Consider the following 17267-nt stretch of genomic DNA (forward strand, 5'->3'; position numbering starts at 1 on the left):
CCCGCCATGCCCCGCACGACCGCCGCCCCCGCCCTGGCCACTCCCCTGCTCACGATCGACGCCGTGGGCAAGGACTACACGGCCACGGTGCTGGACGGCGTGACGCTGGCGCTGAACGCGGGCGAGGTGCTGGCGCTGACGGGCGAGAACGGCGCGGGCAAGAGCACGCTCTCCAAGATCATCTGCGGGCTGGAGTCGCCCACGCGGGGCGGCATGCGCCTGGCGGGGCAGACCTACACCCCCGGCTCCCGCCGCGACGCCGAACGCCAGGGCGTGCGCATGGTGATGCAGGAGCTGGGCCTGGTGCCCACGCTCACCGTGGCCGAGAATCTGCTGATGGGCCGCCTGCCGCACCGCCTGGGCTGGCTGCGGCGCGATGCGCTGCACACGGCCGCGCGCGCGCAGCTGGACAAGATTGGCCTGCGCGGCATCGACCCCGCCACGCCGGTGTCGCAGCTGGGCATCGGCCAGCAGCAGATGGTGGAGATCGCGCGCAACCTGCAGGACGACACGCGCATCCTGGTGCTCGACGAGCCCACGGCCATGCTCACGCCGCGCGAGACCAACTACCTGTTCGAGCAGATCGCGCACCTCACCGCGCGCGGCGTGGCCATCATCTACGTGTCGCACCGGCTCGAAGAGCTGCGGCGCATCGCCGACCGCGTGGCCGTGCTGCGCGACGGCCGCCTGGTGGACGCGCGCCCCATGGCCGGAATGAGCGAGGACGACTTGGTGCAGCGCATGGTGGGCCGGTCGGTGAGCGACCTGGAGCACCGCCCGCGCCGCCCCGCCGGCCCGGTGGTGATGGGCGCCCGGGGCCTGGGCCGGGGCACCGCCGTGCAGGACGTGAGCCTGGAACTGCGCGCGGGCGAGATCTTGGGCATTGCCGGGCTGGTCGGCTCCGGCCGCACCGAGCTGGTCCGGTTGCTGTTTGGCGCCGACCGGGCAGACCGGGGCAGCATCACGCTGCACCCGGAATTTGAGCAAAAACAGCCCCCAGCGCTTGATGGACAAGCGCAAGCAGCTACACAAAACATAGCAAACCAGGGGGCCAAGGCGCCCCTCGCCACACCACGCACCATTGCGCGTGGCTTCGCATCCCCCCTGCAGGCCATCGCCGCCGGCGTGGGCCTGGTCACCGAAGACCGCAAATCGCAGGGCCTGCTGCTGGCGCAGCCCATCCGCATCAACGCCACGCTGTCCGACCTGTCGGCCGTCTCGCGCGGCGGCTGGCTGCTGCGCGGGCTCGAAAGCCGGCTGGTGCAGGGCTTTGTGCGCACGCTGGGCATCCGCTGCCGCAGCCCCGAGCAACCCGTGGGGCAGCTGTCGGGCGGCAACCAGCAAAAGGTGGTGTTCGCCCGCTGGCTGCACCGCCAGGGCCGCGTGCTGCTGCTCGACGAACCCACGCGCGGCGTGGACGTGGGCGCGCGCGCCGAGCTGTATGGCGAACTCGACCGCATGGCCTCGGAAGGCCGCGCGCTGCTCATGGTGTCGTCCGACCTGCGCGAACTCATGGCCATGGCCGACCGCATCGGCGTGATGAGCGCGGGCCGCCTGGTGGCCGTGTTCGAGCGCGGCGAGTGGTCCGAGCAATCGCTGCTGGCGGCCGCGTTTTCCGAGCCCGGCGGCCGTACCGGCACCACCCCTTCCACCCCCTCTCCTGTCACCGCATGAACGCCCCCGCACACTCTGCCGCCCCCGCGGCGGCACCTTCCGCCTCCTCCGTCTGGCGCAGCCAGCTGGGCACCTACCTGGGCCTGCTGGCCGTGCTGGCGGGCATGGTGGCGCTGTTCTCGTCGCTGTCCGACTACTTCTGGAGCGCCGAGACCTTCATCACCATCGCCAACGAGATCCCGGCCCTGGCCGTGATGGCGGTGGGCATGACCTTCGTGCTCATCATCGCGGGCATCGACCTGTCGGTGGGCTCGGTGATGGCGCTGGCCGCCGCCACCTCGGCCGCCGCCATCCTGCAATGGGGCTGGACGGTGCCCGCCGCCGCAGCCCTGGCGCTGGCCACCGGCTTGGTGTGCGGCACCATCACGGGCGCCATCTCGGTGGCCTGGCGGCTGCCCTCGTTCATCGTGTCGCTGGGCATGCTCGAAGCCGTGCGCGGCAGCGCCTATGTGGTCACCGATTCGCGCACACAGTACGTGGGCGACGCCATCTCGTGGTTGTCGGCACCCTTCTTTGGCGGCATTTCGTTCGCGTTTCTGCTGGCCGTGGTGCTGGTGGTGGTGGCGCAGCTGGTGCTGTCGCGCACCGTGTTCGGCCGCTGCGTGGTGGGCATCGGCACCAACGAGGAAGCCATGCGCCTGGCGGGCGTGGACCCGCGCCCCATCCGCGTCATCGTGTTTGCCATGACCGGCCTGCTCGCGGGGCTGGCGGGGCTGATGCAGTCGGCCCGGCTCGAAGCCGCCGACCCCAACGCCGGCACCGGCATGGAGCTGCAGGTGATCGCCGCCGTGGTGATTGGCGGCACCAGCCTCATGGGCGGGCGCGGTTCGGTGGTGAACACCGCGTTTGGCGTGCTCATCATCGCGGTGCTGGAGGCGGGCCTGGCCCAGGTGGGCGCGAGCGAGCCCAGCAAGCGCATCATCACGGGGTTCGTGATCGTGGCGGCCGTCATCGTGGACACGCTGCGCCAGCGCCGCGCCGCCGCCTGACACCCCTCCCTCCTTGCCCACCGACTTCCTCCCCTCCCAATTTTTTTCTTCTTCCCATGGCCACTATCAAGGACGTTGCGCGCCACGCCGACGTGTCGGTCACCACGGTGTCGCACGTGGTCAACGGCACGCGCCGCGTGAGCCCCGAGGGGCGCGAGCGCGTCGAAAAAGCCATCCGCGCGCTGGGCTACGTGCCCAGCGCCATCGCGCGCAGCCTCAAGAGCAACAACACGCGCACGCTGGGCATGCTGATCCCCAACAGCTCCAACCCCTACTTCGCCGAGATCGTGCACAGCGTGGAAGACCGCTGCTTCGGCGCGGGCTACAACCTCATCCTGTGCAACACCAACGACGAGGCGCACCGCCAGGGCACCTACCTGCAGGTGCTGGCCGAGCGGCGCATCGACGGACTCATCGTCGTCTCCACCGGGCATGACGCCACCCTGCCCACACAGCTGGCGGGCCTGTCCATCCCCACCGTGCTGGTGGACCGCGAGATCGAGATCGCCGAGCAGCCCTGCGACCTCGTCGAGACCGCGCACATGCAAGGCGGGCAGCTCGCCACGCAGCACCTGCTGGACCTGGGGCACCGCCGCATCGCCTGCATCAGCGGGCCCGAGGGCCTGGTGCCGAGCGAGCAGCGCATCGCGGGCTGGCGCGCCGCCCTGTCCGCGGCTGCGGATGCCCGCGGCGAGGCGCCCATGCTGTGCAACGGCCACTTCACCAGCCAGGGCGGCTACGACGCCATGCACGCCCTGCTGCGCGCGGACACGCCGCCCACCGCCGTCTTCGTCTGCAACGACCTCATGGCCATGGGCGCGCTGTGCGCCGCGCATGAACGGGGCCTGCGCGTGCCCGAGGCGCTGTCCATCGTGGGCTTCGACGACATCGAGCTGGCCGCCTTCACCAGCCCGCCGCTGACCACCGTGGCCCAGCCCAAGCAGCGCATCGGCGCGCTGGCGGTGGACATGCTGCTCGAACGCATCGACGGCAAGCGCCAGGACGCGCGCAAGGTGATGCTGCAGCCCGAGCTGCGCGTGCGCGCCTCCACCGCGCCGCCCGTCCTGGAGACCCGCGCATGAGCGCCTCCGCCGCGCGCGTGCCGCGCATCGCCGTGGTCGGCAGCCTGAACATGGACCTGGTGCTGCAGGTGCAACACGCCCCCGGCCCCGGCGAGACCGTGCTGGCCGACGCCCTGCACCTGGTGCCCGGCGGCAAGGGCGGCAACCAGGCCGTGGCCTGCGCCCGCCAGGGCGCCCGGGTGGCCTTGTTTGGCCGCGTGGGCGACGATGGCTACGGCCACACGCTGCGCGCGGGGCTTGACGCCGACGGCATCGACCACGGCGGCGTGCAAACCGACACAGAAACCACCACCGGCGTGGCCGCCATCACCGTGGAGGCCAGCGGGCAAAACCGCATCGTGGTCGTGCCGGGCGCCAATGGCCGCTTTGTGCTGGATGCCGCCGCGCTGGGCACCGCACTGCAAGGCGCAGGCGGCCTGGTGCTGCAGTTTGAAACGCCCCTGCCCCAGGTCCTGGCCGCCGCCGAGATGGCGCATGCCGCTGGTTGCCCTGTGGTGCTCAACCCCTCGCCCATCCAGCCCCTGCCCGAAGCCCTGTGGCCGCTGGTGCACACGCTGGTGGTGAACGAATTGGAAGCCACGGCGCTGGCAGGCCAGAACGTGACCACGCCCGTGGAAGCAGCCAAGGCCGCGCAAGCCCTGCGCGCCAAGGGCCCAGCCCAGGTGGTTGTGACGCTGGGCGCGGCAGGCGCCGTGGCCGCCGACGCTGCCGGCAGCCGCCACCACCCCGGCAGGGTGGTGCGGGCCGTGGACACCACGGCGGCGGGCGACACCTTCCTGGGCGCGCTGGCCGTGGCGCTTGCGCGCGGTGAGCCCCTGGATGCCGGCGTGCGCGACGGCATCCGCGCCGCCGCGCTGTGCGTGACGCAGCCGGGCGCCCAGCCCTCCATCCCCACCCGCGCCGCCGTGGCGCACAGCCCCCTGCCTCCCGACTGGATCGCCCTGTGAAACGCACCACCCTGCTGCACGCCGAACTCTCCCACGCCATCGCCAGCCTGGGCCACGGCGACATGCTGGTGATCGGCGACGTGGGCCTGCCCATCCCGCCCGGCCCCCGCCGCATCGACCTGGCACTCACCCCGGGCATCCCGGCCGTGGCCGACGTGCTGCGCGTGGTGCTGTCGGAGATGCAGGTGGAAAAGGCCGTGATCGCCACCGAGGCCGTGGAGCGCGGCGCAGGCCATCTGCCCGGCTGGTGCCAGCTCCCGGTGGAGCCGCAGGCCGTGCCCCACGACGACTTCAAGCGCCTGACCCAGCAGGCCCGCGTGATGGTGCGCACGGGGGAGTGCACGCCGTACGCCAACGTGATCCTGGTGGCAGGCGTGACGTTCTGATGCCCGCTGCCTCAACCTCAGGCTGTGATAGACGACCAGCCTACAAGATCTGAGGGGTGCTTTTTCAGGTCTGCAGTTCTCCAAGGCCCACAAGGCGCCAGAGTCGACTTGCAACGGATTGAAACAGCGGTCACGTTTTTTTAATGTCTACGCATAATCATTTCACAGACAAAGCACCACATTGGTGCGGCTTTTTTACACGCATCGGGAGAATCCGCCCATGAAAACCATGTCGCGAAAGCGCCCGGCTGCCCGTACCTGGCTGGCCTTACTTCTAGGTGCGTCCGTTCTAATCATCTCGTGCGGCGGCGGAAGCGATCAGGGTACGCCGGTTACACCACCCGCAGTCAAGGCTTCGCTCAGCCTGCTCGCTGGGGCCACCAGCGGCTCTGGCTATCTAGATGGCCCCGCTGCTGACGCACTTTTTGCCAGTGCGCCTGCACTGGCGCTCTCCTCCACGGGCGACTTGCTGCTGGCCGACACGGGCAACCACGCCATCCGCAAGTTGACGGCCTCCGGCATGGTCAGCACGGTGGCTGGCGGCAAAAGCCCCGAACCATCCCCGTCCATACAGGGGCAATACGCTGATGGACCGGGTACTACAGCCCGCTTCTACTATCCATCGGCGATCGTGTCGGACGCAGCAGGCAATACCTACGTGGCGGACACCGCCAACCACCTGGTGCGCAAGATCGACAACACAGGCGCAGTCACCACCTTCGCGGGCAAGGCCGGGGTGTGTGGCAATACAGACGGTGCGCCACAGGACTCGACAGTCTGCGCCCCCCGGGGGCTGAAGCTGGACAGCGCCGGAAATCTCTATGTCGGCCAAAGCTCCTACACCTATCCGAAAATTCGCAAAATCACGCCCGCGGGTCTGACGAGTACGCTGGACGCTGCATTGCCGATACCGGAACGCTCCAGCTTCGTCGTGGATGCCTCCGGCACCATCTACGTCACGGATGGCAGTTCCATCAAGAAATATGCCCCGACTGGCGAACTGACCCACATCTCCGGCGACAAAGACATCCAAGGAACAACCGATGGTGATGCAACAACGGCCCGGTTCGGCATCCTCCAGGACCTGGCAATCGATGCTGCCAACGAGCTCTACGCGCTGGATGGACTCCGTTCCGCCACCATTCGCCACATCGCCAAGAACGGAACAGCATCCACAGTAGCGACCAATGCTCCTGAGGCGCTGGGCGGCACCAGCCTGGTGATTGATCGCAGCGGCAACTTCGTTGCCAGCCTCTCCAACGGCCTATCCACGTGGGTCCAGAAGTATCAGCGCGACGGCACCCGCACCATCCTTGCCGGTAGGCCGACGCAACCAGATCTCGAAGGCCCCCCGCCCGATGGACCCGGCGTGGATGCACGGTTCAGGGCACCTCTGGCCCTGGCATTGGCGAAGTCTGGCTCTTTGTATGTGAGTGACTACGACAAATCGCGGATGCGCATCGTCAACCCGGATGGCACCACGAGGACCCGCGCGCTTCAGTGGCCCGTAGGCGCTGAAGCCCCTTCCTGGCGGGCCATGGCGGTGGACGGACAAGACAACATCTACGTTGCGTCGACGGCCAGCATGCGGGACTCGCCCAATCTCATTTACCGGTTCACCCCCGCAGGCCAGGGCGCTGTATTGGCAGATGTGTCCACATGGATCGCCCCCTTTGTATCGGGCGGTCGGACCTACAGTTACTTTGCAGGCATCAATGGGATTGCTGCCGACGACGCTGGCAACGTGTACGCAAGTGGCGTCAATGGCGTCATCCTCAAGATCACTGCGGCGGGCTCGGTCAGCGTGCTGGCCGGCAGTCCCGGCACTTTGGGCCATGTAGATGGGCCGGGGAGCACCGCACGCTTTGCCATCCTGGGGAACATGACTCTGGATCAGGCAGGTAACCTGTATGTGGTGGATGGACTCAACGACGCGTTCACCGGCATTGGCCCCACCATCCGGAAGATCACCCCGGCAGGCATGGTGAGCACCATCGCCGGTCGAGCCGATCTGCCTGCGGGCCTGGCGGATGGCCCTGCCGGTAGCGCACGCTTTGCTGTCGCCAGTTACAGCACCTATACGGCCGGCGGGGTCTACCTGGGCCAGGACTTCGGCTCCAGCCACGGGGAGGATGGCGCAACGGCCAGTCTTGCCGTGGACTCCAAGGGCCATTTGTACCTCACCGACCCCGTCAATAGCGTGATCCGCAAGCTCTCCGCAGAGGGCCAGGTGACGACCTTGGTGGGCCAAGCAGGGCAAAGAGGATTCGTGGGCGGAGATCTCCCAGGAGTGATCCACACGCCTGTGGGCGTCGCGGTGCGCGACTCGAAGCTGTACTTCACCACGCGCAATGCTGCATCACAAGTGAGCCTGCCGCAGTAGCGACGCGCTGCCAGTTACCGCCACCCGGCCGCAGCAGCCATCGCAGGCCGAGCTGCGGGTTTTGGAGGACTTCGGGCAGGCACGACCTGCGGTACGCTGGGCAGCAGCCCACGGCGCGGCACGCATGCCCGCCACCGACGCCATCGAATTCCCGCCCCCATGCCCACCACCGCGCCCCACGACCTCCTGCCCCCCGAAATCACCGTCCTCGAACGCGGCTGGCTGTCGGCCAACAACATTCTCTTCATCGGCCACCACGACACCGCGCTGGTGGACACGGGCTACTGCAGCCATGCCGAGCAGACCGTCGCCCTGGTGCGTGACGCGCTGGCCGGCCGCCCGCTGGACCGCGTGCTCAACACCCACCTGCACAGCGACCACTGCGGCGGCAACGCCGCGCTGCAAAAGGCCTGGCCGGGCGTGCTCACGGCCATCCCGCCCGGCCAGGCGGACCATGTGCGCCAATGGGACGCCTATGCGCTGAGCTACACCCCCACGGGCCAGGAATGCCCGCCCTTTCGGGCCGACACGCTGCTCACGCCCGGCTCCTGCGTGCTGCTGGGCGACAAGCCCTGGCAGGTGCATGCCGCCCCGGGGCACGACCCGCATTCGGTGGTGCTGTTCGAGCCCCAGGGCCGCGTGCTGATTTCGGCCGATGCGCTCTGGGAAAGCGGCTTTGGCGTGGTGTTTCCCGAGCTGGAAGGCGACGATGCCTTTGCCGAGGTGGGCGCCACGCTGGACGTGATCGAGAAACTCTCGCCCCAGGTGGTGATCCCCGGCCACGGGCCGGTGTTTGCCGATGCGCCCCGCGCCATCGACGGCGCGCGCCGGCGCCTGGACGGCTTCGTGCGCAACCCGGCCAAGCACGCGCTCTACGCCGCGAAGGTGCTGCTCAAGTACAAGCTGCTGGAGTGGCAGCAGATCAGCATGGCCGACCTCACGGCCTGGGCCGAGGCCACGCCCTATTTCGGGATGCTGCGCGAGCGCCACTTCGCGGAGCAGACGCAGGCCGAGTGGCTGCGCAGCCTGGCCGATGACCTGGTGCGCTCCGGCGCCGCGCTGCGCCAGGGCGAGGTGCTGCACAACGTGTAAGCAGCGCGGGGGCGGCTGCAGGCGGCCGCGCCACCGCACGTGGCCCGGCGGCGTCCGGCCAGCGCGGGCCCCCCCTGCGGGAAGGCGCGCGGCGCCTCACGGCAGGCTCAATGCTTGTACTGCTTGTCGCACCCCATCACGTGGTTGTAGCTGCTGGACATGCACTGGTAGAACGACTTCTTGTTGCCCGACGCGCCCTGGCAGTCCGACACGCTGTACTTGCCCTTCGCCTCGCGGATCTTGGGCGCCGTCTTGTCGAAGTCGGCCTGGGCCATGTAGCCATCGCGCACATTCTTCTGCCCCACTTCCAGCATGGAGTCGGCCTGGTCGTGGATGTTGCCCACGGCGGCCTGGCAGTTCAGCGGCACCTGCTTGCTGTCGACCGTGCCCAGGGCCTTCGTGGCCCCCTCGGCAAACTCCTGCACGTCCTTGGGAATCTTCTTGGTGCCGTCCGCGTTGTACTGGACGCTGCCGGGCTTGCCGCCCCCTTTGCCGCTCGCACCGGCGCCACCGGTTCCGTTGGTTCCCTGCAGCTTCAGCGGCTCGGCATCCTGCTTGGACGGCGGCGGCTGGGAGCCATAGTGGGTCTTGCCCTCGGCATCCACCCATTTGTAGACCGGCTGCGCCTGGGCACCGGTGCCCAGGACCATGGCCATCACCGCCACCGCCATGGCGGCACGGGCCGCCATCTTTTTGGCATCTCTCATCTCGCTTCCCTCCGTAGTTTTTGATTCCAATGGGCTCCACCGCTTTTCACCAAAGCGCCGGCAGCTCATGTTTTTATAGCAATCCCATGCGGCAGCCACCCCCTCCCCGTGTCAGGGAAGGTCCTTGTTCACCTCGGGCGCGGACGCATCGCGCGGGCCGATGGTGCCCAGGCGGCTCTTGAGCGACTGGGGCTGGCCTGTGAGCATGGCGGCGTAGTTGGTGGTGTTGGACAGCACCTTCTTCACATAGTCGCGCGTTTCGGCAAAGGGCACGTTTTCGGCCCAGATGGCGGCGTCCAGCACCGGGCCGTTGCGCCAGCTGCGCGGGCGCCCCGGGCCGGCGTTGTAGGCGGCCGCCGCCATGGGCATGGAGCCCGCGAAATCGTCCAGCGCGAGCTTGAGGTAGGCCGTGCCGATGGTGATGTTGGTGTCGCGGTCGTTGATCTGGTCGGGCGTGAAGTTGGCGAGGCCGATCTTCTTGGCCGTCCAGCGCGCGGTGGCGGGCATCACCTGCATCAGGCCCGAGGCGCCCACGTGGGAGCGCGCATCCATGATGAAGCGGCTTTCCTGGCGGATCAGGCCGTAGACATACGCCGGGTCCAGCCCGATGCCGGTGGCGCGCTCCACCACGGCGCTGCGAAACGGTGTGGGGAACCGCTGGGTGGTATCCACGACGGCCTTGGTGCGTTCGCTGGTGTTGATGCAGCGGTCCCACACCTCGCGCTGGCACGCGAAGTCGGCGGCGGCCAGCAGCTCGCGGTCGGCCATGCCGCCGCTCTGGTGCAGGTTGGTGGTGTAGTTCCACTCGCGCACGCCCTCGCTGCGCAGGCCGAGCAGGATGGCGTACAGCGCGCGGTTCAGGCCCGGGTTGGCGCGGGCTGCCGCCTTTTCTTCCGGCGTGAGCGGCGCGGGCGCGGGCGGCACGGTGATGCGCTGGCCCAGTTCTTCCAGCGCCAGCTGCTCGTAGAAACCGCGCGTGCTGGCAATGCCTTCGAGCAGCTGGCGCGCCTCGGCGCGCTCCGCGTCGGTCACGCGGCCCGCCAGGAGCGAGCGCGCCTTCCAGTACACCCAGGTGCTTTCCTGGCGCGCCTCGGGGCCCATGGCGTCCACGGCCTTGCCCACTGTCTTCCACTGGCCGGCGCGCAGCGCGGCCCGCACCTTCCAGCCCAGCAGGTCGTCGTTCAGGTCGCTGTCGCGCGTCACGTTGGCGAAGTAGCCGTGGGCGTTGCTGGCCAGCTTCTGCGCGGCGGTCTTGCCGATCACGGCCCAGGCCCAGTTGCGCTCCTCGGACGAGAGGTGCACGCCCCACTTGCTGTCGAGCTGGTGGGCAGCGCCTTCCGGGTCGGTGGTGGCCAGCTTCAGGAGCGCGAGCAGCACCAGTTCCTGCCTGGCCTTGCCGGCGGCCGTGGCGCGCGAGAGCAGGTACTTGGCGGGCGCGTCGAGCACCTCCTTGACCTGCGGCAGCGATTCGGGCGAGACGATCTCGACCGCCGTGCGCACGACGCGGGGGCGGTTGGCCTCCACGCCCAGGCGGGCCTTGCGCCAGATGTCCAGGGCCGACAGCTTCTTGTAGCCATGCAGCTCCCGCGCCGCGTGGGTGCAGCCGTCGTCGCCATCGCGCTGGGCGTACCAGTTGCTGCGCACGTCCTCGGCCACCGTGGGGCTGGCCGTTCCCTTGATCTGGTCGATCAGCAGTGCGTAGCAGCGCACCTCGCGGTCGTCCGACATGCGGTAGCCAGGATGCTGCTCGGCGAACTGGCCCCAGTCGCGCCGCTGGCCCAGCAGCAGCAGCCAGTCGTTGCGCAGGCGGTCTTCCTGGTAGCTGCCCGCGTAGCGCTGCAGGAAGGACTGGATCTCCGATGGCGACGCCTCGCCCAGGCGCAGCTTGAGCTCCCAATAGGCCGCCCAGGGCTCCAGCGCATGGCCGCGTGCGGCGGGCAGGAGCTGCTCGAGTTTCTTGCGGTCTCCCTTGCGGAAGGCCTGCTGCATTTCGAGCAGGGTATCGTCACCACGGTTTTGCGCCATGACAAGGGGCGCGGTGGCGGCCAGCAGGCTGGCCGCGACAAGGGGTGTCAGAATCGCTCTGAGAAATTGCATGGGGGAATTATCTGATGGACAAAGCAGCCCTTCGGCGCGCGTTGATAGAAGAACGCCTCAACCTGCCCGACCGCCTACAGCGGGCCGACCTGTTACAGCAGGTGATGCGCATCTGGCTGGTCAACCGGCCCGACACCGTGATCGGCGCCTACTGGCCCATCAAGGGCGAATTCGACCCCCTGCCCGCCCTGCACCGCTGGAAGGAAGACGGCGAGCTGCTCGATGAACCCCAGCTGCGCCGCATCGGCCTGCCGGTGGTGAACAAGCTGCACAAGACCCTCACCTTCCACGCCTGGTACCCTGGCTGCCCCATGGAGGAAGACGCCTACGGCATCCCCAAGCCCAAGGACACCGAGGTCATCGTGCCCACCCTGCTCTTCGTGCCCTGCGTGGGCTACGCGCCGGGCGGCTACCGGCTGGGCTATGGCGGCGGCTTCTACGACCGCACCCTGGCCACGCTGCAGCCCAAGCCGTTCACCGTGGGCCTGGGCTTCACCCATGGCTACCTGGACGACTTCGAGCCCGAAGCGTTCGACCTGCCGCTCGATGCCATCCTGAACGACAACGGCGTGGTCTGGCCGGTCTGACCCGCCAACAGGGCCCGCACGGCCCGTGATGCGTGCCGCGCATCAGTGAGGCCGCGTTTTCGCATCGCTGGCGCGCGCCACTGCCGCTAGCATGGCGGGCTGGCTTTCTTTTCTCTGATTTCCATCGGCAGGTGCCCCATGCTCAAGCTCTATATCGGCAACAAGAACTACTCATCCTGGTCCATGCGCCCCTGGGTGCTGCTCAAGCAGGCGGGCATCGTGTTCGAGGAAGTGCGCGTGCGCTTCGACAGCTTCGACGCCAATTCAGAATTCAAGCGCGCGATTGGCGCCGTGAACCCCACGGGCAAGGTGCCCGTGCTGGTCGACGGCGACCTGGTGGTGTGGGACACCCTGGCGATTGCCGAGTACGTGGCCGAAGCCCACCCCGTCCAAAAGCTCTGGCCCGCCGATGCCAAGGCCCGTGCACGCGCCCGCAGCATCTGCGCCGAGATGCACAGCGGCTTCACCGCCCTGCGCAGCCACTGCCCCATGAACATCGAGGCGAACCTGGCCGACACCGGCGCCCTGATCTGGCGCGACCAGGCCGGCGTGCGCGCCGATGTGCAGCGCCTGGTGGACATGTGGAGCGCGCTGCTGCAGGAACATGGCGGCCCTATGCTGTTTGGCGAGTTCACCGTGGCCGACGCCTACTTTGCCCCCGTGTGCATGCGCCTGCACACCTACGCCCTGCCCGTGCCACCCCACATCGCCGCCTATGTGCAGCGCGTGCGCGCCCTGCCCGGCGTGAAGGCCTGGATCGACGACGCCCTGGCCGAGAAGGACTTTCTGGACTTCGAAGAGCCCTACCGCCTGCGCCACACGGAAGGCTGAGCACCGCCATGGCCGTCACCATCTACCTGCGCTACGTGCTCAACACCAGCAAGCTCAAGGAGTTTGAGCACTACGGAAAACTGTGGATACCGCTGGTCGAGAAGTTCGGCGGCCAGCACCACGGCTACTTCATGCCCAGCGAGGGCGCCAACAACATCGCACTGGCATTGTTCACCTTTGACAGCCTTGCGGCGTACGAGGTGTACCGCCAGCAGTCGATGCAGGATGCAGAATGTCAGGCGGCGTTTCGCTATGCCGAGGAGACGGGGTGCATCGTGAGCTACGAGCGGAGTTTTTTCAGGCCGGTGTTCAGCTGAACGGGCACGGGCAGCCCGGCCCCGCTACCGAAACTGCTTGCGCAAAAACGGCTTGTGCCGCGCGATGTGCGCCAACTGCGCCGGGGCGACGGTGCCGCCCAGGTCCTCCTCTTGCGCGTTGAGCACCTGGTTGGCATAGGCCAGCGCACGCGCCACCACCTCTTCCTCGCTCACCCCCTGCTGCGCGGCCAGGTCCAGCGCCACGCGCTTCATGGCGCGCTGCGACAGCATCCACATCGCGCCAAAGGCATCCCACGCGGCCATCGCTTCCTTGAACTTGTCGCGGTCGGCCAGGATTTCGTTCAGCGGCTTGGCCAGGATCTCCTGCAGGTCGTCCACCTTGGCTTTCAAGGCTTCGAGCTGCGCCTCGCGCTGCAGGGCCTCGGCGGCGGCGTTGGCCGCTGCGTCGGGCGCCGTGGGCACGGGCACGCTGCCGTCGGGGTTGAGCTGGGCAATGGTGAGTTCGGACGATAGGGACATGGTGGGCTGGAATATACGGCCGAGTGCTCGTCCTAAACTACACCGATGCAAATCTACATGGTGGGCGGCGCGGTCCGCGACAAGCTGCTGGGCCGGCCGGTGAATGACCACGACTGGGTGGTGGTGGGTGCCACGCCCGAGCAGATGCTGGAGCTGGGCTACCTGCCAGTGGGCCGAGACTTCCCGGTGTTTTTGCACCCCGAGACACGCGAGGAATACGCGCTGGCCCGCACCGAGCGCAAGAGTGGGCGCGGCTACCGGGGTTTTGTGGTGCAAAGCTCGCCCGACGTGACACTGGAAGAAGACCTGTCGCGCCGCGACCTTACTATCAATGCGATAGCTAGCAGCGCCAATGGGACAAGCGCCACAGGCCTATTTGACCCCTATCTTGGTGCCAGAGACATCGCGGCGCGGGTGCTGCGCCACGTGACGGATGCCTTTCGCGAAGACCCGGTGCGCATCCTACGCGTGGCGCGGTTTGCGGCGCGCTTCACCGACTTCACGGTGGCGCCCGAGACGATGCAGCTGATGCGCGAGATGGTGCAGCATGGCGAGGCGGACCACCTGGTGGCCGAGCGCGTGTGGCAGGAGCTGGCGCGCGGGCTGATGGAAGAAAAGCCGTCGCGCATGTTCGAGGTGCTGCGCGAGTGCGGCGCGCTGCAGGTGCTGCTGCCCGAAGTGGCGCGCCTGTGGGGCGTGCCCCAGCGGGCGGAGTACCACCCCGAGGTGGACACGGGCGTGCACCTGATGATGGTGCTGGACATGGCCGCCCGCCTGCAATCCCCGTTGACGGTGCGCTTTGCCTGCCTGGCGCACGACCTGGGCAAGGGCACTACGCCCGCCGACGTGCTGCCGCGCCACATCGGGCACGAGGAGCGCAGCGCCGCGCTGCTCAAGGACGTGGCCGAGCGTCTGCGCGTGCCCGTGGACTGCCGCGAGACGGCCGAGGTAGTGGCCCGCGAGCACGGCCACATCCACCGCAGCAACGAGCTGTCGGCCGCCGCCCTGGTGCGGTTGCTGGAGCGCTGCGACGCCATTCGCAAGCCTGCGCGCTTTGCCGACATCCTGCTGGCCTGCGAATGCGATGCGCGCGGGCGCCTGGGGTTCGAGGAATCGGCCTACCCGCAACGCCCCCGGCTCCTGGCCGTGCTGGGTGCCGTGCAGTCGGTGGCCACGCGCGACATTGCCGCGCAGGCGGCGGCCAAGGGCCTGAGCGGCCCGCAGGTGGGCACGCTGATCCACCAGGCGCGGGTGGCGGCGGTGGCGCGGTGGCAACACCCCCGCAGCGAGGCTGACTGACCCCGCGCAAAACGCCGCCACAGCGCGGGCAGAACCCTGCCTACAATCCGCGTCCGCTCGCACCCCCTCCGGGGTGCGCCTCTTGCCAGCCCCGGGGGCGCATTTTCGCGCCCCGCCGCCCTCTCCACGCCTCCATGACCACTGTGCACATCCGCCTGGCCACCCCGGCCGATACCGACACCATCGCCCCGCTGTTTGATGCCTACCGGCAGTTCTACGAGCAGGCGCCGGACCTCGCCGGAGCACGGGCATTCATTGCGGAGCGGCTGGAGCGCGCAGAGTCGGTGATCCTGCTGGCGCAGGACGCGTCCCGGGCGGCAGTGGGCTTTTGCCAGCTGTACCCCACGTTCTGCTCGGTGGAGGCGGCGCCCATCTACACGCTGTACGACCTGTTCGTGGCCCCCACGGCGCGCAAGGCGGGCGCCGGGCGCAGCCTGCTGGTGGCCGCCGAGGCCACGGCCCGCGCCCACGGCAAGGTGCGCATGGACCTGACCACGGCGCACACCAACACCGCCGCGCAGGCGCTGTATGAATCGCTGGGGTGGACGCTGGACACGGTCTTTCGCGCCTACAACAGGCGGGTGGCGGCCTGAGCGGCGGCCCGCCGCCGGGCCTGCGCCGATAGCGGCTACCAGCGCAGCAGGCGCGGCCCCAGCACGGCCCCCAGCGCCGTCGGGATGGCCATGCCCGCCAGGTACCAGACCGCCAGGAACGGCGCGGCCATCTCGGGGCAATGCAGGGCATACACCAGCGCGCCCAGCGCGCCCGCGAGCAGGCCGGCACCCGCGCCCGTCCAGGCCAGGCGCGTGGGTGCGGCACCCCTGAGGGCCCAGAAGCCCGCGGCCAGCGCAGGCACCGACAGCGCGGCGATATTGAACGGACAGGTGCGCCAGGTGCTGCCCAGGATGAGCGGCACCCGCTCCGCCGCCGTCACCTGTGACAGGGCCAGCAGGGCCAGGGCCCACAGCAGCAGCGGCGGCACCGCCAGCAGCAGCGCCGCAGGCCGCACCGCCATGCCCGGCCGGGCCATGCGGCGCAACAGCGCCAGCCCGGCGGCGGCCAGTGCAGCGGCAAACACCAGCTTGCCCCAGAACATGGGCTGCGCCAGGGTCGCCGGCAGGTCCGGGCGCAGGCCGAACAGGCCCAGCATCAGCACCCCGGCACCGGCAATGCCCACGGCGGCGGCCACGGCAAACCGTTGCTCTATCGCGGTGGTCCGCACCGGTCCGCCATCAGCGGCCAGCAGGTGGATCAATTCATCGGTTTTCATGCCATTCCTCCTGGGACTTGCGCAAATCAGGACGCGCCAACGACCCGTCGGCCGTGGCGGGCGATTTGCGCAAGCCCTGTTTTGCGTGAGTCATATCCCTGATCCTGGCGGCCAGGGCCTTGAGCCCCCGGTGCACGCCGACCTTGACGGCCGACTCCGACAGCCCCGTGAGGCGCGCCGTCTCGACCACCGACAGACCTTCCAGCTTCACGTACTCGATCGGCAGGCGCTGCTTGTCCGGCAAGGTGCGCAGCAGCTGCCCCAGGTCGCGCCGGGCTTCGGCGGCCTCGCTGTCGCTGCTGGCAAACAGCTCGCTGGCATCGTCCAGCGGGTCGTTGCGCCCTTCCTTCACGGCGTGCGAACGCAGCCAATCGATGAGCTTGTAGCGCGCAATCGCATGCGCCCAGGCCGTCACCGGCATCTCGGGCCGGTAGGTGTGGCGCTGGTTGTGCACCGCCAGCAGTGTTTCCTGCACCAGGTCCTCCACCTCATCGGGCCGCTGCGCCAGGCGGCGGCGCAGGAAGGCGCGCAGGTGCGCGCTCAGCTCCTTCAGAAAGCGCTGGTAAGCGGCTGCATCGGCATCCAGCCCCTGCAGCAGCAAACCGCGCAGGCGCTCTTCCACAATCTCCATGGCGTCTCCCTGCAGGCAATTCGTATGCCGGGGCCAACGGGTTACAGGCACCGCAAAAAATTTTCTTGCACTGCCACCGCATTTTTTTGCGCAGCGCCGTAACCGGCCCGCCGCACTGCGCGAATTACAACGCAGATCGGGCAGCTGGAATCCACCTTCGTGCAGCGCCCCGGTCGGATGCAACCCTCAACCCTTGGAGATCCCACCATGACCACACGCACCCTCAGCCTCGGCGCCCTGGCCCTTGCCGCCCTGGCCTCTGGCGCCGCCATCGCCCAGACCGCCCCGATGGACGGCGCCAAGCCCGCTATGGAGAAGTGCTACGGCGTCTCGATGGCCGGAAAGAACGATTGCGCCGCCGGCCCCGGCACCACCTGCGCCGGCACCTCGAAGATGGACTACCAGGGCAACGCCTGGAAGTTCGTGCCCGCGGGCACCTGCGCATCGATCAAGACGCCCAAGGGCATGGGTTCGCTGACACCCGCCAAGGCCTGA

Annotated in this window: 18 protein-coding genes; 13 read left to right on the top strand and 5 right to left on the bottom strand. The window is 68.7% G+C overall.

From position 1 onward, the window contains the following. Window positions 1-6: 6 nt before the first annotated feature. The 7 genes from AC07OD_RS09205 (at window position 7) to AC07OD_RS09235 (ending at window position 8553) form a co-directional block, all read left to right on the top strand. The gene (locus AC07OD_RS09205) at window positions 7-1674 is read left to right on the top strand and encodes a sugar ABC transporter ATP-binding protein (protein WP_218340528.1); all 1668 of its coding nucleotides are present in this window, start codon (window positions 7-9) and stop codon (window positions 1672-1674) included. Beyond that, window positions 1671-2663 (top strand): ABC transporter permease, encoded by a 993-nt coding sequence (locus AC07OD_RS09210; RefSeq protein WP_218293150.1) that lies wholly within the window; start codon window positions 1671-1673, stop codon window positions 2661-2663. Before AC07OD_RS09205 ends, AC07OD_RS09210 begins: the two co-directional genes overlap by 4 nt. 56 nt (window positions 2664-2719) lie before the next feature. Beyond that, on the top strand, window positions 2720-3745 hold the full coding sequence (locus AC07OD_RS09215) for a LacI family DNA-binding transcriptional regulator (RefSeq protein ID WP_494596251.1): 1026 nt from the start codon (window positions 2720-2722) through the stop codon (window positions 3743-3745). Beyond that, a complete protein-coding gene (gene rbsK / locus AC07OD_RS09220) occupies window positions 3742-4692 on the top strand; it encodes a ribokinase (RefSeq protein WP_218293148.1) in 951 nt (316 codons plus the stop codon). Before AC07OD_RS09215 ends, rbsK begins: the two co-directional genes overlap by 4 nt. Next, on the top strand, window positions 4689-5078 hold the full coding sequence (gene rbsD / locus AC07OD_RS09225) for a D-ribose pyranase (RefSeq protein ID WP_218293147.1): 390 nt from the start codon (window positions 4689-4691) through the stop codon (window positions 5076-5078). The genes rbsK and rbsD overlap by 4 nt, the downstream gene beginning before the upstream one ends. Before the next feature lie 220 nt (window positions 5079-5298). Further along, complete coding sequence (locus tag AC07OD_RS09230) at window positions 5299-7461, top strand: NHL repeat-containing protein (RefSeq protein WP_494596254.1); 2163 nt, start codon at window positions 5299-5301, stop codon at window positions 7459-7461. Between the two features lie 159 nt (window positions 7462-7620). Further along, a complete protein-coding gene (locus AC07OD_RS09235) occupies window positions 7621-8553 on the top strand; it encodes an MBL fold metallo-hydrolase (protein ID WP_369641330.1) in 933 nt (310 codons plus the stop codon). Between the two features lie 107 nt (window positions 8554-8660). On the opposite strand, the gene AC07OD_RS09240 is transcribed toward AC07OD_RS09235, so the two are convergent. Together AC07OD_RS09240 and AC07OD_RS09245 are read right to left on the bottom strand one after the other, a co-directional pair. Then, window positions 8661-9260: a DUF4124 domain-containing protein gene (locus AC07OD_RS09240; RefSeq protein WP_492805695.1), complete on the bottom strand. Its 600-nt coding sequence runs from the start codon at window positions 9258-9260 to the stop codon at window positions 8661-8663. Window positions 9261-9371: 111 nt separating this feature from the next. Further along, window positions 9372-11357 (bottom strand): lytic transglycosylase domain-containing protein, encoded by a 1986-nt coding sequence (locus tag AC07OD_RS09245; protein ID WP_369641329.1) that lies wholly within the window; start codon window positions 11355-11357, stop codon window positions 9372-9374. A gap of 14 nt (window positions 11358-11371) precedes the next feature. Here AC07OD_RS09245 and AC07OD_RS09250 point away from each other — a divergent pair, with 14 nt between their 5' ends. From AC07OD_RS09250 to AC07OD_RS09260, 3 genes are all read left to right on the top strand, one after another. Further along, entirely contained in the window at window positions 11372-11944 is a 573-nt protein-coding gene (locus AC07OD_RS09250) for a 5-formyltetrahydrofolate cyclo-ligase (protein ID WP_218293142.1), read from the top strand. 138 nt (window positions 11945-12082) lie between these two features. Further along, window positions 12083-12775 (top strand): glutathione S-transferase family protein, encoded by a 693-nt coding sequence (locus tag AC07OD_RS09255; protein ID WP_494596258.1) that lies wholly within the window; start codon window positions 12083-12085, stop codon window positions 12773-12775. A gap of 8 nt (window positions 12776-12783) precedes the next feature. Beyond that, the gene (locus AC07OD_RS09260) at window positions 12784-13092 is read left to right on the top strand and encodes an NIPSNAP family protein (RefSeq protein WP_494596260.1); all 309 of its coding nucleotides are present in this window, start codon (window positions 12784-12786) and stop codon (window positions 13090-13092) included. A 24-nt stretch (window positions 13093-13116) separates the two neighbouring features. Here AC07OD_RS09260 and AC07OD_RS09265 read toward each other — a convergent pair whose 3' ends face one another. Continuing rightward, entirely contained in the window at window positions 13117-13572 is a 456-nt protein-coding gene (locus tag AC07OD_RS09265) for a hypothetical protein (protein ID WP_494596261.1), read from the bottom strand. A gap of 45 nt (window positions 13573-13617) precedes the next feature. Here AC07OD_RS09265 and AC07OD_RS09270 point away from each other — a divergent pair, with 45 nt between their 5' ends. Together AC07OD_RS09270 and AC07OD_RS09275 are read left to right on the top strand one after the other, a co-directional pair. Then, a complete protein-coding gene (locus tag AC07OD_RS09270; protein WP_494596263.1) occupies window positions 13618-14871 on the top strand; it encodes a multifunctional CCA addition/repair protein in 1254 nt (417 codons plus the stop codon). A 134-nt stretch (window positions 14872-15005) separates the two neighbouring features. Next, window positions 15006-15464, top strand: a complete 459-nt coding sequence (locus AC07OD_RS09275) for a GNAT family N-acetyltransferase (protein WP_218293137.1) — start codon at window positions 15006-15008, stop codon at window positions 15462-15464. 35 nt (window positions 15465-15499) lie between these two features. On the opposite strand, the gene AC07OD_RS09280 is transcribed toward AC07OD_RS09275, so the two are convergent. Together AC07OD_RS09280 and AC07OD_RS09285 are read right to left on the bottom strand one after the other, a co-directional pair. Beyond that, window positions 15500-16141: an NrsF family protein gene (locus AC07OD_RS09280; RefSeq protein WP_218293136.1), complete on the bottom strand. Its 642-nt coding sequence runs from the start codon at window positions 16139-16141 to the stop codon at window positions 15500-15502. After that, window positions 16128-16772, bottom strand: coding sequence for a sigma-70 family RNA polymerase sigma factor (locus tag AC07OD_RS09285; RefSeq protein WP_218340541.1), 645 nt, complete (start codon window positions 16770-16772; stop codon window positions 16128-16130). Before AC07OD_RS09285 ends, AC07OD_RS09280 begins: the two co-directional genes overlap by 14 nt. Before the next feature lie 207 nt (window positions 16773-16979). Between AC07OD_RS09285 and AC07OD_RS09290 the strand changes: the two genes are divergently transcribed. After that, window positions 16980-17267 carry a BufA1 family periplasmic bufferin-type metallophore gene (locus AC07OD_RS09290; protein ID WP_218293134.1) on the top strand — a complete coding sequence of 96 codons (288 nt, stop codon included), beginning with the start codon at window positions 16980-16982 and terminating at the stop codon, window positions 17265-17267.

The sequence above is a fragment of the Acidovorax sp. GW821-FHT10E03 genome, assembly GCF_059415205.1.